Origin of the sequence: Leptolyngbya sp. O-77, from assembly GCF_001548395.1 — a bacterium.
Classification (GTDB): domain Bacteria; phylum Cyanobacteriota; class Cyanobacteriia; order Elainellales; family Elainellaceae; genus Thermoleptolyngbya.
Genome location: NZ_AP017367.1, coordinates 1695119 through 1719183, shown reverse-complemented (window position 1 = coordinate 1719183; position 24065 = coordinate 1695119). Strand labels below are relative to the sequence as shown.

20 protein-coding genes are annotated in these 24065 nt (G+C 57.4%); 8 read left to right on the top strand and 12 right to left on the bottom strand.

Features of this window, described 5'->3' with window-relative positions; genetic code table 11:
- Nucleotides 1-135: 135 nt before the first annotated feature.
- Nucleotides 136-1710, top strand: a complete 1575-nt coding sequence (locus tag O77CONTIG1_RS07330; RefSeq protein WP_068509327.1) for a B12-binding domain-containing radical SAM protein — start codon at nt 136-138, stop codon at nt 1708-1710.
- Between the two features lie 98 nt (nt 1711-1808).
- Nucleotides 1809-3557, top strand: a complete 1749-nt coding sequence (locus O77CONTIG1_RS07325; RefSeq protein ID WP_068509326.1) for a peptide ABC transporter substrate-binding protein — start codon at nt 1809-1811, stop codon at nt 3555-3557.
- Between the two features lie 25 nt (nt 3558-3582).
- On the opposite strand, the gene O77CONTIG1_RS07320 is transcribed toward O77CONTIG1_RS07325, so the two are convergent.
- Nucleotides 3583-5532 carry a TolC family protein gene (locus O77CONTIG1_RS07320; protein ID WP_068509324.1) on the bottom strand — a complete coding sequence of 650 codons (1950 nt, stop codon included), beginning with the start codon at nt 5530-5532 and terminating at the stop codon, nt 3583-3585.
- Nucleotides 5533-5972: 440 nt separating this feature from the next.
- Complete coding sequence (locus O77CONTIG1_RS07315) at nt 5973-6701, bottom strand: SDR family oxidoreductase (RefSeq protein WP_068509323.1); 729 nt, start codon at nt 6699-6701, stop codon at nt 5973-5975.
- 73 nt (nt 6702-6774) lie between these two features.
- Between O77CONTIG1_RS07315 and O77CONTIG1_RS07310 the strand changes: the two genes are divergently transcribed.
- Complete coding sequence (locus O77CONTIG1_RS07310; protein WP_068509321.1) at nt 6775-7596, top strand: tetratricopeptide repeat protein; 822 nt, start codon at nt 6775-6777, stop codon at nt 7594-7596.
- A gap of 82 nt (nt 7597-7678) precedes the next feature.
- On the opposite strand, the gene O77CONTIG1_RS07305 is transcribed toward O77CONTIG1_RS07310, so the two are convergent.
- From O77CONTIG1_RS07305 to O77CONTIG1_RS07290, 5 genes are all read right to left on the bottom strand, one after another.
- Entirely contained in the window at nt 7679-8512 is an 834-nt protein-coding gene (locus tag O77CONTIG1_RS07305) for a hypothetical protein (RefSeq protein ID WP_156435024.1), read from the bottom strand.
- 190 nt (nt 8513-8702) lie between these two features.
- The gene (locus tag O77CONTIG1_RS07300; protein WP_068509319.1) at nt 8703-9644 is read right to left on the bottom strand and encodes a GDP-L-fucose synthase family protein; all 942 of its coding nucleotides are present in this window, start codon (nt 9642-9644) and stop codon (nt 8703-8705) included.
- Between the two features lie 165 nt (nt 9645-9809).
- Complete coding sequence (gene gmd, locus O77CONTIG1_RS07295; RefSeq protein WP_068509317.1) at nt 9810-10892, bottom strand: GDP-mannose 4,6-dehydratase; 1083 nt, start codon at nt 10890-10892, stop codon at nt 9810-9812.
- 357 nt (nt 10893-11249) lie between these two features.
- Complete coding sequence (locus O77CONTIG1_RS27800) at nt 11250-11606, bottom strand: ABC transporter permease (RefSeq protein ID WP_286132590.1); 357 nt, start codon at nt 11604-11606, stop codon at nt 11250-11252.
- A complete protein-coding gene (locus tag O77CONTIG1_RS07290) occupies nt 11597-12952 on the bottom strand; it encodes an ABC transporter permease (RefSeq protein WP_286132589.1) in 1356 nt (451 codons plus the stop codon). Before O77CONTIG1_RS07290 ends, O77CONTIG1_RS27800 begins: the two co-directional genes overlap by 10 nt.
- Nucleotides 12953-13076: 124 nt before the next feature.
- Between O77CONTIG1_RS07290 and O77CONTIG1_RS07285 the strand changes: the two genes are divergently transcribed.
- Nucleotides 13077-14198: an ABC transporter ATP-binding protein gene (locus tag O77CONTIG1_RS07285; protein ID WP_225894710.1), complete on the top strand. Its 1122-nt coding sequence runs from the start codon at nt 13077-13079 to the stop codon at nt 14196-14198.
- Between the two features lie 77 nt (nt 14199-14275).
- On the opposite strand, the gene purN is transcribed toward O77CONTIG1_RS07285, so the two are convergent.
- Nucleotides 14276-14968, bottom strand: coding sequence for a phosphoribosylglycinamide formyltransferase (gene purN / locus O77CONTIG1_RS07280; RefSeq protein WP_084782319.1), 693 nt, complete (start codon nt 14966-14968; stop codon nt 14276-14278).
- A gap of 7 nt (nt 14969-14975) precedes the next feature.
- The gene (gene speB, locus O77CONTIG1_RS07275) at nt 14976-15881 is read right to left on the bottom strand and encodes an agmatinase (RefSeq protein WP_172799642.1); all 906 of its coding nucleotides are present in this window, start codon (nt 15879-15881) and stop codon (nt 14976-14978) included.
- Nucleotides 15882-16024: 143 nt separating this feature from the next.
- Here speB and O77CONTIG1_RS07270 point away from each other — a divergent pair, with 143 nt between their 5' ends.
- Nucleotides 16025-17245: a URC4/urg3 family protein gene (locus tag O77CONTIG1_RS07270; RefSeq protein WP_068509313.1), complete on the top strand. Its 1221-nt coding sequence runs from the start codon at nt 16025-16027 to the stop codon at nt 17243-17245.
- 67 nt (nt 17246-17312) lie between these two features.
- Here O77CONTIG1_RS07270 and O77CONTIG1_RS07265 read toward each other — a convergent pair whose 3' ends face one another.
- Both O77CONTIG1_RS07265 and O77CONTIG1_RS07260 read right to left on the bottom strand, forming a co-directional pair.
- Nucleotides 17313-17873, bottom strand: a complete 561-nt coding sequence (locus O77CONTIG1_RS07265) for a hypothetical protein (protein WP_068509311.1) — start codon at nt 17871-17873, stop codon at nt 17313-17315.
- A gap of 646 nt (nt 17874-18519) precedes the next feature.
- Entirely contained in the window at nt 18520-19503 is a 984-nt protein-coding gene (locus tag O77CONTIG1_RS07260) for an RNA polymerase sigma factor, RpoD/SigA family (RefSeq protein WP_068509309.1), read from the bottom strand.
- Between the two features lie 937 nt (nt 19504-20440).
- Here O77CONTIG1_RS07260 and O77CONTIG1_RS07255 point away from each other — a divergent pair.
- A complete protein-coding gene (locus O77CONTIG1_RS07255) occupies nt 20441-21130 on the top strand; it encodes a Uma2 family endonuclease (RefSeq protein ID WP_068509307.1) in 690 nt (229 codons plus the stop codon).
- On the opposite strand, the gene O77CONTIG1_RS07250 is transcribed toward O77CONTIG1_RS07255, so the two are convergent.
- Entirely contained in the window at nt 21119-22813 is a 1695-nt protein-coding gene (locus O77CONTIG1_RS07250) for a helicase HerA domain-containing protein (protein WP_068509303.1), read from the bottom strand. The genes O77CONTIG1_RS07255 and O77CONTIG1_RS07250 overlap by 12 nt on opposite strands.
- Before the next feature lie 299 nt (nt 22814-23112).
- On the opposite strand from O77CONTIG1_RS07250, the gene psaX reads away from it, so the two are divergent.
- Both psaX and O77CONTIG1_RS24280 read left to right on the top strand, forming a co-directional pair.
- Nucleotides 23113-23232, top strand: a complete 120-nt coding sequence (gene psaX / locus O77CONTIG1_RS07245) for a photosystem I protein PsaX (protein WP_068509300.1) — start codon at nt 23113-23115, stop codon at nt 23230-23232.
- 378 nt (nt 23233-23610) lie between these two features.
- Nucleotides 23611-24042, top strand: a complete 432-nt coding sequence (locus O77CONTIG1_RS24280) for a hypothetical protein (protein WP_156435022.1) — start codon at nt 23611-23613, stop codon at nt 24040-24042.
- Nucleotides 24043-24065: the final 23 nt, after the last annotated feature.

The following is a 24065-nucleotide window of genomic DNA, read 5'->3' as shown; positions in this document are numbered from 1 at the left end:
CTGTCTCGGCTGCGGTTGTCCCCTGCTGAGCAGGTGGGGTATGCTGCGACTAGGCTTGCAACCCAACCCTGGTTGGAAACTTCGGAAAGTTGGCTTTCCCAGTCTGCTAGCACTGTCCATCTTGAACCGACTGCTATGCGTGCCTTATTGCTCTATCCGCTCTTTCCCAAGTCCTTCTGGTCCTACGACAAAGCGCTGGAACTGATTGGGCGCAAGGTGTCTTTGCCGCCGCTCAGCCTGATCACCGTTGCGGCGATTTTGCCCCAAACCTGGGAATTTCGCCTGGTCGATCGCAATGCAGGCCCCGAAACCGAAGCCGATTGGGACTGGGCAGATTTGGTGATCATCTCCGGGATGATCGTGCAAAAAGATGACCTGCTGGATTTGATCCGGGAGGCAAAACGGCGCGGCAAGCCTGTCGCGGTTGGCGGGCCCTACGTCACCTCGGTGCCCGACCCGGCGCTGGAGGCAGGCGCGGACTATCTGGTGTTGGATGAGGGCGAAATTACCCTGCCGATGTTTGTGGAAGCGCTGGAGCGGGGTGAACCGTCCGGCATTTTTCGCGCCAACGGTGAAAAGCCCGATGTCACCACTACACCAATTCCTCGCTTTGACCTGCTGAATCTGGACGACTATAGCGAGATGTCGATTCAGTTTTCGCGCGGCTGTCCCTACCAGTGCGAATTCTGCGACATTATTGTGCTGTATGGCCGCAAGCCGCGCACCAAAACACCCGCCCAGCTTTTAGCGGAACTGCAAGCGCTGTATGACCAGGGCTGGCGGCGGTCGATTTTCATTGTGGATGACAACTTTATCGGCAACAAGCGCAACGTCAAGCTGCTGCTCAAGGAGCTAGTGCCCTGGATGCAGGAGCGCGACTATCCCTTTAGCTTTGTCACTGAGGCATCAGTCGATCTGGCGCAGGATCAGGAATTGCTGGATCTAATGATTGCGGCGAATTTCAACGCGGTGTTTCTGGGCATTGAAACACCGGACACCGATAGCCTCTCGCTAACGCAAAAGTTTCAAAACACCCGCAACCCGCTGATTGACGCAGTGAAAACGATTAACCGCTCTGGGCTGCGGGTGATGGCGGGCTTCATCATCGGGTTTGATGGCGAAAAACCGGGGGCGGGCGATCGCATCATCAACTTTGTGGAAGCCACTGCCATTCCCCAGGCGTTGTTCAGCATGTTGCAGGCCTTGCCCAATACCGCTCTATCCCAACGGCTCGAAAAAGAAGGGCGGCTGATTAATCCTGACGAAACCGCCAGCATCCACCAGACCACGCTGATCAACTTTGTGCCCACGCGCCCCATCGAGGACATCGCGCAGGAATATATCCGCTGTTTTTGGGAGCTGTATGACCCGCATCGCTACTTGGCGCGGGTCTATCGCCATTTTCTGGAAATGCGCCCCAGCCCTAACCGCAAGAAAAAGCCGACCATGCTCACGCCGATTGAGATCCGCGCCATGTTCATCCTGTTCTGGCGGCAGGGCATCAAGCGCAGCACCCGCTGGCAGTTCTGGCGACAACTCTTCTCTATCCTGCGCCACAATCCCCGCGTGTATGACCACTACCTGATCAACTGCGCCCACCTGGAGCATTTTCTAGATTATCGGGCGATCGTCCGAAATGAAATCGAATCGCAACTGGCGACCTATTCGCCCGCTGAGTTGAAGCAGACGGCGCTGCCTGCCTCTGCCTGAGCGCTCAGAGCGTATTCGCCTTAACCGCAGCGCTCCAGAAACCATGCTTCTCTGATAGAAACTGCGATAGAAACTGCGCTCCAACACCTCAACACCCCATGTTCCCAAAACGCTGGCAGCGCCGTCTGCTGCCATTTCTGTGTAGCGCTCTGCTGTGCCTGGGGCTGGCGATCGCCTGCGACCCTTCTCCACCCGCCTCCCAAAGCCCAACGGCTAGCCCCGCGGCAGATGCCTCTGCGACTACGCTCAAGCTGCTCTATTGGCAAGCACCGACGATTTTGAATCCGCATCTGTCTAATGGGTTCAAAGACTCGGAGGCCAGTCGCATTACGCTAGAGCCGCTGGCCAGCTACGATGCCGAGGGGAATCTGATTCCGGTGTTGGCGGCAGAAGTGCCCACGCTAGAAAATGGGGGCGTGGCGGCAGACGGCCGCTCCGTCATCTGGAAACTCAAGCCGGGGCTGACATGGTCAGACGGGGAGCCATTTTCGGCGGCGGATGTAGTGTTTACGCACCAGTTCATTACCAATCCAGACGTGGCGGCGATTTCGGCGGCGACCTACGAAATCATCGAGTCGGTGGAGGCGCTGGATCAGACGACTGTTCAGATCACCTTCAAAGAGCCGAATCCTGCCTGGAGTAACGTGTTTGTGGGCACTGAGGGGATGGTGCTGCCCCGCCACTCGTTTGCCGAATACTTGGGTGCAAAATCGCGCGAAGCCCCGGCCAACCTGATGCCTGTGGGCACGGGTCCCTACCGCGTGGTGGAATTCAAACCCGGCGACGTAGTGATTTATGAGCCAAACCCAAACTATCGCGGGGCAGATTCGTTGGGCTTTTCGCGCATCGAACTGAAGGGGGGCGGCGATGCGGTGTCGGCGGCGCGGGCGGTTCTGCAAACGGGCGACGTGGACTTTGCCTATAACCTGCAAGTGGAAGCGCCGATTCTGGAACAACTGTCAGCGGCAGGGCGCGGCGAGGTGGTGGCGAATTTTGGTTCGCTGATGGAGCGGATTTTAATCAACTTTTCTGATCCAAATGCGGAAGTGGACGGAGAGCGATCGCACGTCAGCCGTCCCCACCCGTTTCTTACAGACCCAGCCGTGCGGCGGGCGCTGAGCTTGGCAATTGATCGAGAGGCGATCGCCACCCAACTTTATGGCCGCACAGGCAAACCCACAGCTAACTTCCTGGTAGCCCCAGCATCCTTCAGTTCCCCCAACACCGCCTACCAGTTTGACCTAGCGGCCGCTCAGCAGGCGCTCGAAAACGCGGGCTGGACAGACACCAACGGCGACGGCATCCGCGACAAAAACGGCGTGCCCCTGCAACTGCTGTTTCAGACCTCCGTCAACCCGCTGCGCCAAAAGACCCAGGAAATCCTGAAGCAGGCATGGGAATCTATCGGTTTTCGGGTGGAGCTAAGAAGCATTGATGCCAGCGTTTTCTTTGACAGCAGCCCCACCAACCCCGACAACACGGGGCACTTTTACGCTGACCTGCAAATGTACACCACGGGCAACACCAACCCCGACCCTGGTTCCTACATGAAAACCTACCTTTGCAGCGAAATCGCCCAAAAAGCCAATAACTGGTCCAAAGATAATGTTTCTCGCTACTGCAACCCTGCCTACGATGCCCTGTGGCAGCAAGTGTCTAGCGAACTCGACCCGGACGCGCGACGGCAAATTTTTATCCAGATGAACGATCTGCTGGTCAACGATATCGCGGTCATTCCTCTGGTGCATCGGGCGGAAACCGCCGGGGTGGGCGATCGCCTTGCTGGGGTAAACCTGACCCCGTGGGATCTGAACACTTGGAACATTGCCGAATGGCAGCGGAAATAGGCGATCACCGGGTATTGCGAAGCGATCATCGGGTATTCCGAATGCGATCGCCCCGCCCCAGGGGATCTTCGGCCAGGTAGCCGTCGGGCAGGTTGCTAATCGCCCGCTGGAGCGCGACCAAAGAGCGGTTGTAGCCCAACACTGCCCGCACCAGGTTTGCCTCTGCCCGCGTCAGATCAGTTTGGGCTTGCAGCACCTCAGTCTGAGTGCCCACGCCTGCCTGAAACCGGAGACGCGCCAGTCGCAGCGATTCTCGCGCCTGTTCCACACCCGCTTCGGCGGTACTGATGTTGGTTCTGTTGGCCTGAAGCGAGTAAAAAGATTGCTCTACTTCCAGCCGGATGGCATCGCGGTTGTCGGCAAAAGACGCTTCGGCGATCGCCATATTCAGTTCCTGCTGACGAGCCTGCGCCCTGGCCCGGCCGCCATCAAACAGCGTCATCGAAGCCCGTACCCCAAATTGGTAAATATCTCTAAAATCTGAGTTTTGATCGTTGGTGGGATTTTCAAACTGATATTGACCAAACAGCGCCACCTGAGGCCCCAACGTAGCCAAAGCCGCCCGCCGTTGCCGCTGGGCAATATCGCGCTGAACTAACTGCTGCTCCAGTTCTGCTCGATTTTTGTAGGCCAGGACAATACTCTCCTCCAGAGATAGCGTCCAGTCCTCGGCCGGAGCCACCGCATCGGCCGCCACCAGATTCACCGTTTGGGACAGGTCAAGTCGGCGTACTAGTCGCCGTCGATTGGTCTGCTGATCGCTCAGCGCCTGCACCAGTTCTTGCTGAGCATTGGCCAGCTCAACCTGTGCCTGCAAGACATCAAACCGAGTCCCTACACCAGCCTGCTCAAGCGCCAGCGCATCCCGCAGGCTTTGCTCTGCCTGCCGCACCGTATCCTGAGCAATCCGGACGTTTTCATCCGCCTCCTGCACATCGTAAAAGTCATTGCTCACATCTAGGCGTAGTTGCTCAGATAGGCGCTCGACCTCTAGCTCTCGCAGTCGCACCTGACCTTCGGCTGCCCGAATCGTCGCAGAGCGCTGCCCAGAGGTAAACAGGTCGTAGTCAATCCGAACGCTCCCTCCCAAGCTGGTGGTGATATCCGATTCCTGGGGTGGATTGGGGTTAAAGATAGAGGGCTGAGGGCGATCGGTGTTCTCTGTAAACGTCAAGTCGGCTTCAAGCTGAGCAGTCGGCAAGTTGGCAGCGCGGGCTTCTTGAAGTTGCGCCCGGGCCTGTTCTAGCTCCAGTTCGGCAATTTGAAGCTGGCGGTTGTTGCGTCGGGCTAGCTCAATCGCCTGCTGGAGGGTAATCGGCTGCGGTTCGCCAGTGCGGACTTCTTCGGGGCGAGTGGGAAACAGCAGAGGATTGGGACGGGGTTCCAGGTTCTCCGGGAAGCCATCTGTAAAAGTATTCGTAATGGGCTGGAGGGGTCGTGCTTCAGTGTCTGGTTCTGCTGGAGTTGCTGGAACTTCAGCAGGAGCGATGGGTTGAGCCGGAGCAGGCTCAGGATCTGCGGCGGGGGGAAAGGGAACTGGCTCGGTCTGGGCAACCTGTAGAGGCGTTTCAGATGTGGTTGCGGCTGGCGATCGCCCCTCGTCATCGAGTCGATTACCAGCAGCCAGCCGGGCGATCGCCTTTTGGGGTTCAGCGGGCTGGGCGATCGCCATCGTTCCGTTTGTCTCGCTTACGCCTCTTGCACCTAAAGCGTCTTGTCGAACCCCTGCCAGTTCTGCCAGAGTGTCCCAAGCGGCGGCTCGGTCTGCCTGCTGCCTGCGTCGCGCTAGCGCGGGTCGAACCGAGGGAGACGGGGCTAGGGACTGGGAGGTTTCGCCACCATCAGGCGCGCTCCCCGATGCAGTCTCCAGGGATGGCTGGGACGGAAGCTGGGCCTCAGCGCGGATGGCTTCGGCAGAGAACAGGGTCGCGGTAACGCTAACGGTAGCAGACAAAAAAAATGAGAGCGATCGCATAACCTTCTCGCAAATAGGAAACAGCCTAGACCAATATAGAGAATATCTTCCAAATAAGAATTCTGGGCAGTGCAGACCCTTTCTGCATCACCCAAACACCTTAATTTCTAAACTTTTTGAAAAGATCGGACTTTTTGAAAAGATCATTGCGGGTTGAATAATGAGGCAGTCTTTGACCGAAAAACTTGAGTCTTTACAAGGCGCATCCAGCAGGCTGGCTCCAAGCCTTTTTCAAGTTTTGTTTGAAAATAATCGGCATCCTCCCAGATAGATTACCGGAAATCTCTAAAATCGACAAAATAACTAATACCTGATGATCCGTGAGTTTAAATCCCCTAAATAATAGCCTTAAGATTCACCCGAAAGGGGCTTGATCAATATCCCACTTTAGGTAATCGAAAGATTGTAAAAACAAGCTTTGCAAAAATTATGGGAGCAATTCAGCCCCTAGGATTGAAGTCTTCCAGCGGTATGATTTCAAACTCCGCAGTGCCATACAGCAGCCCGCGATCGACGGCCGACAAGATGCAGCCGTTGACCCGATCAGAGAATAAGCAGCGCCCCACCAGATCCGCCACGTCGGCCCGGTGGATGCTCCCGGCGATCGCCACATTGGGTGTCAGCACGGCGTTTCCCGTCGCGGGTTCCGACTTCAGTCCGCCCGGCCGCACGATGGTATACGGCAGCCCGCTGGCTATCAGGTATTGCTCTGCCTGCTCTTTTTCTGCCAGCACCGGCCCCAGCGTTTGCAAGACCTGGGGCGGCAGGGCGATCGCACTCTCTCCCGCACCAATCGACGACACCAGCACAAATTTCTGCACGCCCGCCCGCGCCGCCGCGTCAATCAGCACTTTGTTGCCCAAAAAATCAGCCCGCCGCCCGTCCGGCCCAACCCCGCCAATCGTACTCACCACCGCCCACGGCGGCGCATTAAAGGGGGCATCCTGCATGGCGCGGTTCACCGCATCGGCATCCAGCGCATCCCCAATGGCGATCGCCGCTCCCAAAGACTCCAATTCTGCCCGCGCAGGCGACGCTTCGCCATCCGTATCCGGCGGCAGCCGCAGCAGCGTCCGGGTGGAAATGCCCCGCTGCAAGAGCCAGCACGCCAGCTCAAACCCAACGCCCCGGCTAGCGCCTGCTAAAAAAACATAAGGTTGCTCGGTCATGGCTCCATTCTCAGGCATGATCAGGCGAGAAGATGTACCTTCAACACCCTACCACTCTCTTAACCGCTTGCTTATGGGCACTTCTGTTGACATTACGGCTGCCAACTTCGCTGATGAAGTTGTGCAAAAATCTTACGAAAAACCCGTTCTGGTGGACTTTTTTGCAACCTGGTGCGGGCCCTGTCAATTGCTCAAGCCGATGCTCGAAAAGCTGTCGCAGGAGTATGACTTTGTGCTGGCAAAGGTGGATATTGACCAAAATCCTGACCTGGCGAATGCCTACGGTGTAGAAGGCGTGCCCGACGTGCGAATTGTGGTGGACGGCGCGATGCAGAATGGCTTTGTCGGCGTGCTGCCAGAACCGCAGTTGCGCGAGCTATTGGGCAAGCTGAATTTGCACTCGACGCTGGAGCAAGGGCTGGCAGAGATTCGGGCGGCGAGGGCGGCGGGCGATGTAAACCAGGTGAAGCAACGGTTCGCAGACCTGATTCAGGCTTATCCGACCGATGCGCGGCTGATGCTGGAGGCGGCGGAGTTTTTGGTCAGCCAGGGGCAAATCGAGTCTGCCGAAAAGCTGCTGTCGCCGATTCCCGAAACCGATAAAGACCTGTTTCGTCGAGCGCAGGCGGTGCGCGGGCTAATTGCGTTTCATCGAGACTTGACTAGTCCTGCGGAACCAGGCGAACTGGAGGCGAAGTACCGTCAGGCAGAACAGCACGCGCTGGAAGGCAATTACGAAGCGGCGTTTACGGGCTTTCTGGAAATCGTGGCGAGCGATCGCAAGTTTCGGCAAGACGGGGCCCGCAAGGCAATGATCGTGCTGTTCGACCTGCTGGGCGACGACCACCCGCTGACCCGCAGCTATCGCAAACAGTTAATGCAGACCATGTATTGAGCAGCGGTGGATTGAGCGGCGGTTCAGTTCCTGGACAACGCGCCCGAACGGAACCTGAAACTCTCGAACAGAACCTGAAACTCTAGGAGCAGCGATCGCTCTGGGTGCGAAAGACCTGGCGTAGATTTCCCGAAAACACAACCCGGTAAAAGAAGGGCGACGAGCCGTTGCAGGTCATGGGCTGGCGGTTGGCGCGGCGGGGTGAAAACCAGGAGTTTGCCGTGACGACGAGCCGAGAGCCTGTCCAGGAAAGTCCAGTAACTTCCAGGGAGTTGCTGCGGCCACTGCTCAGTTGCGCGGTCAGAAACGTTCCGGCGTTGGGTGCGCCGTTGGTGGGGTTGAGCCGGGCCAGCACTGCGACCTTGGGGCCGCCGCCGCTGCCGTAGCTGTTCAGCCAGCCTTGGCTGGTAAAGCGGCGATAGTCCTGGCTGGGCGTGCCCTGGGTTCCGGTAGCGCTAAACACGGCATAGAGCGCACTGCTGCCGTCCCACAGCAGCCCGTAGCCCTCGCCATCGTCGGCTGTGATTTCGTAATCTGCGCGGCACCAAGCTCGCTGCCCCCGGTTAAACCGGACAACGATCGGGTTTTTGTTGTTGGCAGACACCTGACGATAGCCGATGTAGATGCGCGATCGCCCAATTGTGACTACCGGCCCGCCTTTCTGTCGCACAACAGATTCTGAGTCCTGGCAGGAAAACTCGACGGACTCCCCCACAGAGGCCGAGACGGTGGCCTGGGCAGGCAGGGCGATCGCCCACCACAGGGGCAACAGTCCGACGGTCAGACTAGCAGCGCGGGTGGCACGGCGAGCGAACTGGGCAATTGGAGAAGACTGCGGGAAACGATTCTCAGACGACGGGCGAGGGGCGATCGCCACAGACGGGCGATCGAGGGCGTGCTTATAGTCGTTTTGCATAAATTGGGGTGACTGATTGGAAGACGTGGGTTTGGCAGACGCACCCACTATGAGCTTCCAATTCAGACCCTAGCCCAACCAGCCGAATCAGCGGTTCTGTGAAATCACGGGAGATGCTGGAGGGCGATCGCCCCCCGCTTCCTAGTCTTCACGCAAAGGGGTGTCGGCTGCTAGCCTTGAGGCTCCCTAACTACGCCGCGTGCAGCCGATACCACTCAATCGTATTTTTCAAGCCTTGGCGGAACTCCACCTCTGCCACAAAGCCAAACTTATCCATCGCCCGTTGCGTATCGAGACACCTGCGGGGCTGCCCATTGGGCTTATCCGTCTCCCAAACCAGTTCCCCGTCATAGCCCATCAGCTCACAAATCAGAGTAATCAAGTCCTTAATAGAGATTTCATAGCCAGTGCCCAAATTCACAGGCTCACTCTCCTCATAGAACTGCGTCCCCATGACAATGCCCCGCGCCGCATCAGTGGAATAGAGAAACTCCCGCGTCGGCGAACCATCACCCCACACCGGAATCGTCCTATCGCCCCGCAACTGCGCCTCATGCACCTTGCGAATCAACGCCGGAATCACATGAGAACTGCGCGGGTCAAAATTATCCTCTGGCCCATATAGATTCACCGGCAGGAGATAGATGCCATCAAAGCCATACTGCTGCCGATACGCCTGAAGCTGCACCAGCAGCGCCTTCTTGGCCACGCCATAGGGGGCATTGGTTTCTTCGGGATAGCCATTCCACAGGTCGTCTTCTTTGAACGGCACCGGGGTGAACTTGGGATAGGCGCAAATCGTGCCCACGCAGGTAAACTTTTTGACCCCCGCTTCATACGCCGCATGAATCAGTTGCGCCCCCATCATCAGGTTGTCGTAGAACAGTTCCGCAGGCTTTTCCCGATTCAGCCCGATGCCGCCCACATGAGCCGCCAGGTGAATCACAATGTCCTGCTGGTCAACGGCGCGACGGCACGCCTCCATCTGAGTCAGGTCATAGTCGCGAGAACGGGGCACCGTAATCTTGGCGGGGTCAGCACCAGCTTTGACCAGTTGGTCAACCACTTGCTTGCCGAGGAACCCGGCACCGCCCGTGACGAGAATCCGTTGGTTGGAGAAGGAGAGGGGCATGGGGGGAAGAGGGAAGAGGGAAGAGGGAAGAGGGAAGAAGGAAGAACGAAGAAGGAAGAGGGAAGAGGGAAGAAGGAAGAAGGAAGAACGAAGAAGGAAGAGGGAAGAGCGGGTTTTCGTTTTTCGTTTTTCGTTTTTCGTTTTTCGTTTTTCGTTCTTCTTTCTTTACAGCGACGTGCTGCTGCCTGCGGTTTGCCGAATGGTGGCGTGGTCGAGGACGGGCTGGGCGCTGTTGCCGTTGAGCGGGATCAGTCCCAGGGCTTTGAGGTCGGCTTCCACCATCAGGTAGACCAACTGCTCGAAGCTGACGCTGGGCTGCCAGCCGAGTTGGGTCTTGGCTTTGCTGGGGTCGCCAATCAGCAGGTCAACTTCGGCGGGGCGCAGGTAGCGTTCGTCGAACTCGACGTAGTCTTGCCAGTTGAGGTTGACGTAGCCGAAGGCGAGTTCCAGGAATTCCCGCACTTCATGGGTTTCGCCAGTGGCGACGACATAGTCGTCGGGCTGTTCTTGTTGCAGCATCAGCCACATGGCTTGCACGTAGTCTTTGGCGTAGCCCCAGTCGCGTTTGGCATCCAGGTTGCCCATGTAGAGTTTCTGTTGCTGTCCGGCGACGATGCGGGCGACGGCGCGGGTGATTTTGCGGGTGACAAACGTTTCGCCCCGGCGTGGCGATTCGTGGTTGAACAGGATGCCGTTGCAGGCAAATAAGCCGTAGGATTCGCGGTAGTTGACGGTTTGCCAGTGGGCGTAGACTTTGGCGCAGGCGTAGGGGCTGCGGGGATAGAAGGGGGTGCTTTCGCTTTGGGGCACGGCTTGCACTTTGCCGTACATTTCGGAGGAGCCAGCTTGGTAGAAGCGCACTTCGTTGCCGGTGCGCTGCTGGTAGTCGCGCAGGGCTTCCAGGATTCGCAGGGTGCCCATGCCGACGGCATCGGCGGTGTATTCGGGGGCATCGAAGCTGACGCGCACGTGGGATTGGGCACCTAGGTTGTAGATTTCGTGGGGCTGCACTTGTTCGAGGATGCGCCGCAGGGTGGTGCCGTCGGTCAGGTCGCCGTAGTGCAGAAACAGGCGGGCGCTTTCGCTGTGCGGATCTTCGTAAATATGGTCGATGCGGTCGGTGTTGAAGGTGGAGGTGCGGCGGATGATGCCGTGGACTTCGTATCCTTTTTCTAAAAGTAACTCGCTCAGATACGACCCGTCTTGTCCTGTGATTCCTGTGATCAGTGCCCGTTTCCGCTCTGACATAATGCTCTCTAATGCTTTACTGAAGTGATTGAAAGTTTGAGGGGCGATCGCCCTCAGCACCCTTCCTGGCTACAAGGATTAGCCGGGGAAAACGGTGCGCTAATTGTTGGATTTTTTGGCGCGAGGGGAGCCATATACGCCCACTCAAAACATCTGTTACAGAGTAGCTTATTAGCCCGCGCAATGAAATACAGCCGTCTATTGCTGGGGATTGTGGGGAAGTCGCGGGGGGCGTGAAGGCAGCGAGGGGGCTGCGATAGATTGCATCTAAGTAGGCAGATCCAATTAAAAAGCAGCTCTTAAACCCAGCGCCAGCGCTGGGCAGCGCTGGATATTATTGTGTCTATCTACTTGCCTCTATTCATTGCGATCGCCCCCCGCAATCTGCTGACTGAGCAAAATCACGGGCACAATGCCAACGGCCACGATCACCAGCGCAGCAGCCGAAGATTCTGCCAGCCGCTCGTCGGACGCAAGCTGGTAGACCCGCACCGCCAGCGTATCGAAATTAAACGGGCGCACGATCAGCGTGGCGGGCAGTTCCTTCATCACATCCACAAATACCAGCAACGCCGCACTCAGCAGGCTGCCGCCCATCAGCGGTGCATGGACTCGCCGCAGCACGCCGAGAGAATTTTCGCCGAGCGATCGCGCGGCATTGTCTAAACTGGGCTTGATTCGCTCTAGACCCGACTCGACTGAATTCAGCGCCACCGCCAGAAAGAAACCGCACGAGGTACGCAAAACACCAGCGCGGCGATCGTGCCACTCAGCAGCAGCCCAGTGGAAATGCCAAACGTGCGCTGCATCCAGGCATCGACGGAATTATCGAACGCGCCCAGGGGCACCAGCACGCCGACCGCAATCACCGAGCCGGGAATGGCATAGCCCAGGGCAGACGTTCGCAGCGATAGGTTCATCCACCAGTTCGGCCGCAGCCGCACGCCGTAGGCCAGCAGGAGGGCGATCGCCCCGGCCAGCCCTGCCGTCAGCGCGGCCGCCAAAAAGCTGTTTCGCGCATAGCCCCAGAGGCGCGGGTCAGTGAGCTGGTTCAAGTTTCGCAGGGTCATGTGCAGCAGCAGCCCAGCGGGAATCAGAAAGCCCAGCAGGATGGGAACCGTGCAGGCGGCGATTGCCAGTCCGCTGCGCCAGCCTGTCAGCCGAAAGCGGCTCTGGCTCTGGGATTTGCCGCGTTTTTGGTAATACCGCCCCTGGCGGCGAAACCACTGCTCCAGCAAAATTAGCGCCAGCACAAACAGCATCAGCAGCGCCGCTAGTTGAGACGCAGCCGCCCGTTCGCCCATGCCAAACCAAGTGCGATAGATGCCCGTGGTGAAGGTGTCTACGCTGAAATATTGCACCGTGCCAAAGTCGCCCAGGGTTTCCATCAGCGCCAGCGCGGTGCCCGCCGCGATCGCCGGCCGGGCCAGCGGCAGTGCCACCCGCCAAAAGCTCTGCCAGGGATTGCAGCCCAGGCTACGGCTGGCTTCTAGGGTGCAGACCGACTGTTCCCCAAAGGCCACCCGCGCCAGTAGGTAGACGTAGGGATAGAGCGTCAGCACCAGCAGCGCGATCGCCCCACCCACGGAGCGAATTGGCGGAAACCAGTAGTCCTGCGCCGACTGGAACCCGAAGAGCGATCGCAGCCCCGACTGCACCGGGCCATAATACTCCAGCAGTTCTGTGTAGGTGTAGGCCAGGAGGTAAGCGGGAAACGCCAGCGGCAGCAGCAGCGCCCAACTGAGAATGTTGCGTCCCGGAAACTGGGTCATCGTTACCAACCAGGCCGTGCCAGTGCCCAGCACAACTACCCCTGCGCCTACGCCCAGCATCAGCGCCAGCGAATTGGCTACATAGCGCCCTAGCACAGTAGAAGCGAGGTGTTGCCACACGTCCCAGGCGGGTGTGAACAGGCTGGCTGCTACCACCAGCACAGGCGCGGCGATCAGCAGGGCGATCGCCCCCACCGCCAGCGTCCACAGATCTAGCCTGGACTTACTGCGAGTAAGATGCAAATCTTTAAAGGCAGAAACGTTCTCCGGTTTTGCAACAAAGCTCATGGCATGATAGAGGGTTGACCTGCATTTGACTGATATTTCTCAGCACTGTTCGCTCGAATCGCCGAGTTGCTGAGAAGATATTAATTGATTCTAGGTCTCAATAATGCCCTGTAGCGGACTTTCTATGAGCGCCAGCATGAATTCCTCACCCGTTTTGCAGCTTGAGCAGGTAACGCACCAGTTTCCCCATCGCCCTGCCCCTGCCGTTTCCAGCGTCAGCCTTAGCCTAGAGTCAGGTGAAATTTTGGCGCTGCTGGGGCCGTCGGGCTGCGGCAAAACGACGCTGCTACGGCTGATTGCGGGCTTTGAGCAGCCCCAGCAGGGAGTAGTGGCGATCGCCGGCCGCGTGGTGGCAAATGCAGACGGCATGATGCCGCCAGAACAGCGCTCGGTGGGCATGGTGTTTCAAGATTTTGCGCTGTTTCCCCATCTCACGGTGCAGGAGAATATTGGCTTTGGGCTGGGGCGCAGCAACGAGCGGCAAACGCAAGTAGCCGAGGCGATCGCCCTCGTCGGGTTGGTGGGCTACGAACTCGCCTATCCGCATGAACTCTCTGGCGGGCAGCAGCAGCGCGTCGCCCTGGCCCGCGCTCTGGCTCCGCGTCCGTCGGTGGTGCTGCTGGATGAGCCGCTGAGCAATCTGGACGTGCAGGTGCGGCTATATTTACGGCAAGAAGTGCGGGAAATTCTAAAGGCAACGGGCACCACAGCGGTTTTTGTGACGCACGACCAGGAAGAAGCGATGGCGATCGCCGATCAGGTTGCCGTCATGCGGCAGGGGCAAATCGAGCAGCAGGGGCCGCCGGAGGCGCTATATCGAGCGCCCGCCTCCCGCTTTGTGGCGGAGTTTGTCACCCAGGCAAACGTGCTGCCCGCCCGGTGGACTGGGCAAACCTGGGAAACAGAAATCGGCAGCTTTAGCCTCGAATCGAGCATCTCAGACGATTTTTCGGCAGGCGGCACCGCCGATTTGATGATTCGTCCCGAAGACATTCAACTTCAGCCCAGCGCGTCGGGAACGGTGACAGTGGGCGATCGCCAGTTTCTCGGCCGCGACTATCGCTACACGCTGCTCACCCCCAGCGGCAAAAAGCTCTACGCCCGCATCCCCGCCGACCGAACCTCGGCCGCCAACGGGGCCGTGCTCCTCGCCCCCGGCACAACTGTTCAACTCGCCATCCACCCCGCCGCCCTGCAACTTTTCCCCACCACAGATGCAAAACGAAAAACGAAAATCGAAAAATAAAAATCAACTCTGAATAAATTCTCTTCCCTCTTCGTTCTTCGTTCTTCCCTCTTCGTTCTTCCCTTATCCCTCTTTCCTCACCCGCTGCTCGCTAGCGCGATCGCCCTCGGAAAAATGCGATGCTCCTGCACCTGAATCCGCTGGTGCAGCGTGTCGGGCGTGTCGTCGGGCAACACGGGCACGGCGGCTTGCATGATAATCGGGCCGCTGTCTACTTGCAGGCGGACATAGTGGACGGTGCAGCCCGTTACCTTGACCCCGGCGGCAAGGGCTTGCTCAACGGCGCGGGCACCGGGAAAGCTGGGCAGCAGGCTGGGGTGCAGGTTCAAGATGCGATCGGGAAAGGCGTTGATCAGCACGTCCGTCACTACGCGCATCCAGCCCGCCATGATCACCCACTCCACCTCATAGCGCCTAAGCTGGTCGATGATCGCCTGATCGAGCGCCTCGCGGCTGGGAAACTGGCGATGGTTGAGCAGTTCTGCGGCGATGCCCAGACGTTCGGCCCGCGCTGCCGCCTTCGCCTGGGGATTGTTGTAGATCATAACCTGGATTTGGGCGTTGAGCTGGCGCTGGGCGATGGCCTGGGCGATCGCCTCAAAATTCGACCCGCTGCCAGAGGCCAGCACGCCTAGTCGCAGCGGTGCGCCTGCGAGGTGGCGCTGCCACACTTCGGGGGGAACTTCTGGTGAAATAAACCCCAGCGCGGCAACGTTCTGGGCGATCGCGGGTTCGCTTGGGGAAAGGGGCGACGGGTCGGGGGACTGCATTCTGTATCTAGCTCCAGCCCTGGGCGATCGCCTGATAGCCAATCAGCTTGTAGGCCAGCTTGGCGGCAGTAAATTCCGACACCACCGACTCGCTGACAGGCGCAAGCTCCATAATGTCTGCGCCGAGGACGTGGTGCTGCTCAAACACCGACCGCAAGTAGCCCAGCAGCGAATACCAGTTCAGCCCGCCGGGTTCGGGCGTGCCCACGCCGGGGATCAGCGTCGGGTCAATGCCGTCCAGGTCAATGGTGAGAAAGACGTTGCGGGTGGGGATGGCAGCCAGTGCCCGCTCGGCCCAGTCGGGCTGGGTGGCGATTTCTCGCGCCCGAAACACCGCCAGGTTCTTTTCTTTGATCAAATCCGCCTCTTCTTTGCAAATGCTGCGGATGCCGATCTGCACCGTGGGAATGCCCATGTCTACTACCCGGCGCATGATGCAGGCGTGGTTGTGGATCGAGCCTTCGTATTCATGGCGGAGGTCGCCGTGGGCATCGATCTGCACCACTGTAAACGGCTCCGTCGCCGCTGCGTGATAGGCCTTCACCAAGCCCGTGGTGATGCTGTGTTCGCCGCCCAGCCCGATGACAAACTTGCCGTCCGCAATCAGCTTGGCGGTGGTTTCTTGCGTCACGTTTAGCATTTCTTCAGCAGATACCGGGCCGCTGCGCGTATCGGCGATCGCCCCGTGGGTATACACGCCGACGGGCCACATCTCGCGCTCTAGCTCCTCGTCGTAATATTCCACCTGATGCGACGCTTCCAAAATCGCCGCCGGGCCGTGTTCACAGCCTTTGCGATAGGTCGTCGTCGCCTCGTAGGGAATCGGCAAAATCACAACCCGCGCCGCGTCATAGTCGGCGGCAACCTCTTCGCCCAAAAAGGGCAGATCGGCGATCGGCGTAGTGGTCAACATGGGCAAATGTCCTGAACAGCAGCAGTTATAAATTCTGACACACTTGCAAGGGTAATCCGATGTCTCGCATCCTTGGCTAGCGCGATAAACGTTAAGCTGATGGGGCTAAACGCTCATCTGCATTTGCCGCTACCGGTTGCATCATGCCCACCGCCATTTACCTCCAGAGTCCGCAGGCCATCCGCGATCGCACTCAGCAGCTTTTTGAACTAGCCCGCGCCGACAAGCTAACGCACTTTCGCTATCGGGGCGATCGCCTCCAGCCCACGGCTGATTATGTGCTTCAGGTCATGCGAGAAAACTATCCCGACCTGAACGTGCCGTTTCACAGCCGCTGGCGACACTTCAGCGTCGGCGGTATCGATCGCGCTACCCAGTTGCAAACGCGGCTGGCTGGGCTTGATCCCGTGGCCCAGGCGCGGGCAAAGTTCGATCTGGTGATCCTCAGCGTGCTGCTGGATGCGGGCGCGGGCGCGGCGTGGCGCTATGCGGAAGCCAGCAGCGGTCAGATCTTTCAGCGGTCGGAGGGGCTGGCGGTGGCGAGCTTCTGGATGTTTTGCGAAGGTGCATTTTCGGGCGATCGCGCTGCCCCGTTCCAGGCGACGGCCACCGCCCTCCAGCAGCTTAGCGAAACGGACCTGGCCCACGGCTTCCAGGTCACGGACGCAAACCCACTCGTGGGGCTGTCGGGTCGCGTCGCCCTGCTGCAACAGCTTGGCCACACCCTCACCCAAAAGCCGGAATTTTTTGGCAGTCACACCCCGCGCCCCGGCAACCTGGTCGATTATCTCCTAGCGCAAGCTGAGGAGCAGCAGTTGCCCGCGCCCACGGTGCTGCAAGCCGTCTTGCAAGGGCTGGGCGACATCTGGCCCGGCCGCATCACCCTGGAGGGCGTGAACCTGGGCGATGTCTGGCCGCACTCCGCCCTGCCCGACACCGAGCCGGGGTCAAACCTCGTCCCGTTTCACAAGCTGTCGCAGTGGCTCACCTATTCCTTACTAGAACCGCTGCAAGACTTGGGGCTAGAAATTACCCATCTCGACCAGCTCACCGGGCTGGCAGAATATCGCAACGGCGGCCTCTGCGTAGATCTGGGGCTACTGGAGCCAAAGCACGCTGACGTACTGCGCGGGCCGCACCTGCCCAGTTCCGAGGTGATTGTGGAATGGCGATCGCTCACGCTAGTTCTGCTCGACCAAATCGCCGATGCCATCCGCGCCAAACTCGGCCTCAGCGCCACTGAACTGCCGCTCGTGAAAGTCCTGGAAGGCGGAACCTGGGCAGCCGGCCGAAAAATCGCCGCTGAACTGCGTCCCAGTGGCGATCCTCCAATCTCGATTCAAAGTGATGGAACGGTCTTTTAAAAAAGAATAGAGAAGAACGAAGAACGAAAAAACATTCTTCCCTCTTCGTTCTTCTTTTTTCTTTCTTCTAATTCACCCGCTCAGAGCCAATCTTGCAGGTGTTGAGAATGCGCTGGTCGTTTTCGCTCAGCGCGGAAAGTTGGTGAAACCCTTCCAAACTCAGAGGGGCGATCGCCTCTCCGCCCGTCGCCGCAACCGACGCATTGCTCTGAAGCGCCACCGAGTAGGGATGCACCGTCTGCTCGTAGGAATCAATCACATTTAGCGCTAATTCCTGGGCTTGCACCTCGCCGTAAAAGCAATCAAAGGAGGAATGGGGCATATAGAACGCACCCACGACTTGATTCTCGGTGACTTCAAACACCATGTAGGCAGAGCCAAGCTGATCCGGCTGCTGCGACTGTCCATACAAATAAACGCCATTGGGAAACCGCTGGCTAATCGCTCCTTCCAAACGGGCAACCGTTTCGGCGCTTGCTTGCGTCAACCGGGATGCTTCGAGACCATGTGCCGGAGCCAGTGCCGCAGCCGCCAGTCCTAATGTTAGAAACAGCGCCGTAAAGGGCTTTTCAAAACGATTCCAAAAGGACTGCGACGTTTGGGGGAAACGGTTGGTCAAGCTCAGCATTGCAGTCCTCCTTCACAAAACTAAAGATTATATAGAAGATTTACGGTTAGAAATTCGCTCTATATTTTGCTCCATATATAGAGCTTACGAGCTTCGATTTAACGCTTTCGATAGACTTTACAACTCTTGAAGAAAAAGGGGCTAATTCGAGAGCTTGATAACGTCCACCGTTGCTCTGAACAGCTACACTGCCAAACCTTCAGATTCCAGATTCCGCTTCAAAAAATTGCAAAACTTTTTAGAAAAGTTCCCTACTGAACATTTTTGAAGGCAACCCAAAAGCTTTGAAAGAAGCTTAGCCCAGCCCACAGGACGCTGAGATCAAGCCTGAGAATGAGATGGCAGAAGCTATGCGTAACCCTACGAGAGAATTTGAATCGCTATGGCTTTACTTTATAGAGCGAGAGTGAGGGTTAAATCACCCGATTCGCTCACCTAAGCGGGTGATCTTAATCACCACAGGTGGGGGCACGAACGCAGCAAAAAACCGATGACCCTGAGATGGCATAGAGCGTTTAGAAAGTTAATCTTCCGCTCTAAGCCCCACATCACCACATAACAAATAGAGGCGGAGGGGTTATGCACCTCTCCACCTCTATTCATCCCATGAAGCAAGTTAAACAAACGCGGACAACGGACAGTTTAATTAACTGGCCAAATATCCACGAACGTTGACTTTGCGACGACGTAAATGATCCAGCGCCTGCCGCTCAAGCTGGCGCACCCGTTCGCGGCTGATGTTCATCCGCTGCCCGACTTTTGCCAGCGATAGCTCGTTGCCGTCTTCCAGCCCAAAGCGCAGCACCAGCACTTCCCGCTGCTGGGGCGTTAGCTCTGCCAGTAGGTTTTGGATATCTTGCCGCAGCGACTCCTGCACCGTGAAGGTTTCGGGCGATGCGCCGTCGTCTTCCAGCAGGTCTTGTAGCTCGGTGTCTTGGTTGTCGCCAACTTTGAGATCTAGCGACACAGGCTGCCGCGCCATCAGCAGGAACTCGCGGATTTGTCCTGGTTCTAGCTCCAGCGCTTCGGCGATGTCCGCAGGCGTGGGCGCACGACCCAGCTCTTGCGTCAGCTCGCGCTGCACCTTTTTGATCTTGTTGAGCTTTTCGGTAATGTGGATGGGTAGGCGGATGGTGCGGGCCTGCTGGGCGATCGCCCGCGTGATCGCCTGCCGAATCCACCAGTACGCATAGGTCGAGAACTTGTAGCCCCGCGTGGGATCAAACTTCTCCACGCCGCGCTCCAGACCGAGCGTTCCTTCCTGAATCAGGTCGAGGAACTCTAGGTTTCGCTTCTGATACTTCTTGGCGATCGCCACCACCAGGCGCAGGTTTGCCTCGATCATCTTTTGCTTGGCCCGCTGACCCACGCGCAGGGCTTGGCTCAACTCGGCTTCCGTCAGGTTGACCTCGGCTGCCCACTCTGCCAGCGAAGGCTCCCGCTCCAGCTTGTTGGCCAGAGCCTCTTTCGCCTCCAGGAGTGCCATCATCTGCTGCACCTGCTTGCCATAGACGATCTCCTGCTCATGGGTCAGCAGCGGCACCCGACCAATTTCGTGCAGATAGGTTCGTACCATATCTGCGGTAAACAGCGGTTTCGTGGTTTTAGCTGTGGTGTTTGCGGTTGCCATGAATGCGAGACTCCGTTGAACAATCTTGAATCGAACAGGAAACGTAAATTGGGTGGTCAGACGCTCTATCAGCCCCGGAAAGATTAGAGAGAGACTGACTTGTGAGCCAGCTTTCGAGGCAGCTTCTTTGTCAGAAAACCGCTTCAGAGAGAGGCTTGATTGTGCCCACTGAGAAACCCAGTGGAGCAATGTTAGGGCTGGTAAACAAATCCGAATTAGGAACTGAAAATCCGAACGAAAGAAGCGACGCTCAGACGAAAACAGGTGAAGCAAAAACAGGTGAAATGGTGAAATCTCTAAGCCGTTGCCCAGGTGCGTCTCTCTGGACGACTCCCCCTTAACCAACCCAGGGCAGCTTTAGAAACAGCTTAAACGCGAGTTGAATGTAGATACTACTACGACTAGCGGCATTCTTCGGAAAAGTAGTAACCCTTTCTTAAGACCGATACTTCTAACAGTCAAAATGGTCAAACAAGATGGTCAAAGCGCTTGACAGATTGGGCGTAGCGTTGGAACCCAACATAACAAAAGCCCAAAGGCAAAACTAGAAGAGAAAGAAGCGAGAGATGAGCCACAAAAGCGAAGTCGTTATGAGTTCACTCTTGTACGAAAACTATAATACAAGTTTAGGCTTGCGTAAAGGGCTAGGCATTCATCCAAACGGGTGAACTTTGCGGGTGAACGGCGAGAGAGCTGGGTGGCGCTTTCAGGTGAAGAATCGTAAGGATCTTTGAGACTGGGAGATCAGCCTTTGACATAACAAAGGACGGAGAAATCAAAACAAATGTTCACCGTGTTTCCCTATCATCTAGTGATTTATGGAGAGATCAGGTTCGGCTAGTACGGGGGGAAAACCGAACTAATTGGATAGGGTCGGATTTGGAGGTGGCAGCGTAGATCAATCGATAAAAAAGATGATTTTAATGGGGTGATTTTTATGGTGGATGCTGCAACTCAGGCAACAGGTGAACTCGAAACGGCGATCGCCCTTCCGCCATCTCTGGGCGAAAAGCGCGTCACGCTGCACGGGCTGACGTGGGACGGCTACCTGCAAATTCTGGATGCGCTGCCCCAGAGCCGCGCCGCCCGTCTCACCTACGACCAGGGAATGCTCGAAATTACCATGCCACTGGAAGATCACGAATTTGCGCTACGACTGATTGAGCGTTTCATCATCATTCTGGTAGTGGAACTGGGCATGAAGATCAAGACGATGGGTTCCACCACTATGAATCGGGAAGACCTGAATCGAGGATCAGAACCCGACTGCGCCTACTACATTCAGCATCAGCCGCAGGTCGCTGGGCGCAACGTAGACTTTGCCACCGACCCACCGCCCGACCTCGTGGTGGAAGTCGATATCACCCACACCGACATCAACAAGAATCGCTTCTATGCCAGCCTCGGCGTGCCAGAGTTTTGGCGATACAACGGGCGCGAGTGGCGGATTTATCAACTGCAAGCGGGCGAGTATGTCGAGCAGGGCCATAGCCCTACCTTTGGCTGGGTGGAAAAAGACGACCTCTACCGCTTTTTGGAGCAGGCACAGCAGGACGAAGTGGAGGCAGAATTGGCGCTGCGGGCCTGGGCGAGGGAGAAGGTGGCTGCGCTGCGATCAGAAGCCTAGATCGGCTTTGGCGGCTTCGGAAACGCGGAACACGGCGGCATCCGGCATTTCGTCCCAGGCGGTTTCGCCAATTTCGGCGTAGAAAGTTTCGTCGTAGGGGCGGGTGCGGACGACAACGGGCATCGGCACGGCGTGTCCCAGGATGAGCGCCTGCTGTTTGGAATCGAGCTTCGCCAGGACTGAGCGCAGCGCCTGCCCGCCAGACACGCCCGTAAAGATTGCGTCGATGTCTTTTTCGTCATTCAAGAGGGCCGTGATGCGCGTGCCGATCTGCGACATCACCTCGTTGTCGATGCCCGACGGGCGCTGATCGACCACCAGCAGCGTTACGAAATACTTCCGCATTTCACGGGCGATCGTGCCAAAGATGGTCTGCCGCACGGTGGCGGGATCAAGAAAGCGGTGCGCCTCTTCGATGGTGATGACGAGCTGGTGGGGGCGATCGCCCGGATTCTTGGTCTGCAAGAAGCGCTCCGCCTTCAGCACGTAGCTGGCATGAATCCGCCGCGCAATGATGTTTGTCGCCAGCATATAGGACAGCATATTGGACTGGGAGCCAAACTCCACCACCACATGCTTGCCCGACTCCAGCGCCTCCAGCACTTGATTCACATAGTTATGCGGACACACCGGCCGCAGATATTTCAAGTCATCCAGCCGGGTCAGCTTGCGCTGGAGCGCCATGATCGATGCGGGGCTGCCCATTTTCACCTGGCAAAACTCTTGAATTTCCTCATTGCTCATCGACAACAGGCGAGAAATCCAGGCCTTGCCAAACTCGTTGCGGAGAATAATCGCGTTTTCCAGCGCTGCCTCCGACACGTTCAGTTCGCCGCGCACCAACGCCAGGTCTTCCACCTCGATCTGGTCATAGCTGATGAATAGCTCCTGGGCATCGCGCACGCCCCGCCGCTGGGTCGATTGGGGATCAAGCGTGAAGATTTTTACCTGACCGGGAAACAACTGCCGCAGCCCCTTCACCATCGACACGCGAGACTTGGAGCCGCCCTCGCTGGTGGCCTCCCAGCCATATTCCGAGTGCATGTCGAAAATCAGGTTTACCGCTGCCCGCTTGCGGATGATGCCCGACAGCAGCAGCCGCGTCAGAAAAGATTTGCCCGTGCCCGACTTGCCAAACACGCCGTTGCTGCGCTCCACAAACCGATCCAGGTCAATGCAAATGGGCACGTCCATATCGATGGGCTGCCCCACCGAAAAGTTGCGCCGATGCGGATCGTCTTCCCAGCCAAAGACGGCGCGAAAGTCGCGATCGCTCGCGTCAAACACCTGGCTAAAGTGGCTGGGAATCGTCTTGACGGGCAATAGTTCGATGGCGCTGGTGTTGGCCTGGGGATTTTGGGTTTGGGAGGGGGGAGTTTGTGCGTCTGTCGGCGTGAACATCAGCATCGGCGACAGGTTGATGGTGCCATAGGTGCCGCTGCCCGCCAGGACTTCGTGTAAAAACGTGTTGCTGGGATCGGGCGGGTTGGACACAATGCGCGGGTTGGACGTGCCCAGAGAGACATCGGTGAGCATACAAAAGAAGCGCGATCGCCGCCCCTGAACCACCAGAAACTTGCCCACGCGCATATCTTCGACGGACACATCCGCGTGCAGCCGCACCTCCAGCCCTTGGCTGAGGGAGCCTTGAATCACAGACCCTAATGGATTTTCCAATTCCATAACCCGTTCACATCAGCATTCATGCATCACGATTCGCAGCATGTGCCGAGTTCCCCATCTTTGACAATACATGCGTTCTTAATGCCATAATACACACGTTCTCACTATTATCCATAGTACAAATGCTGCGTCAAGTACGTTAGCGCCAAAGCCACGCCCGCTTCACCCAGTTGCGCTCAGTCAAAAATCTTTAGCCGAGTTAATGTTTCGTTTTACCAAGCAGGGTGTTACCAAGTCCCCCGCTGTGGTTAATAATGAACGATTAGATTCTCTGCTGTTTATCGCTGTTAGGAATTGCTATGACTTCTAAAACCAAACCCGCCAGCAAACCCCCTTATACCTTCCGCGCCGGATGGGCCCTGCTGCTGCTCGGCATTAACTTTGTGGTGGCTGCCTACTACTTCGGTGTTTTGAAGTAACCCGTCAAAAAGCTTTGCCCAGTGTCCATGCCGCCCCCTCTGTCCTGGGGGCTAGCAGTATTTTTGGGACATGTTTCAGGAGTTATTTCAGGACGGATTCAGAACGCATTCAGGACATCTTCAGGACAACTAAATCTTTGCAACAGCGAGAGTTCTGCCCTTTAGGATTCTCGCTTTCTTATTTTTTTGATGCCTTCGGTCTGCGCTGGTACAGAATTTTTGGGTGTGCGATCGCCCCAAAGAGTTTAAGACGAAAAACTTTGAGATTTTGCCCAGCTAATGCACAATTTGTGGTTCTGCCCTATAGTGTTGCGCCATAGCTGTGTGCGAGCAGCTTGCTTTCTCCCCGAAATTTTGGTCGTTTAGTCACTTACGGCGTTGGTAGGTGTCACCAGCACCCACCAACACCTGACCCCTCGACAGTACGGGCTGTCTCAGGGCTGCGTCCATCGTAGGCCGCCCTGTCCCAGCGCTTCACGTCTTTGGGCGGCCAACATTTCGGGGTTTCCCTCCACCTACTTCACAAGGGGAAACCTCAAATGCTGCAAATTCAACCGGTCGTCCCCATGCTCGAAGGCGACCGAGTTTTCGCTGCCGCCGCTGACCTGCGAGTTGCCCCGTCGTCGCCGCCTGCGCCTCTATCTAGTTGGCTCTCTTGCCGATACGCAGCAGGAGGTCGATCGGCTGCACCTGCTCCGCTATGCGGAACGCTTTGAGTGGAGCCGCGCCGTCTCTGTTGCAGAACGCGGCATCATCATCCGGCCCGATCCGGAAGATGTGTTGCGATATTTGCAGCGCAGTCGCGAGTAAGTTATGGGCGGGCGATCGCCCTC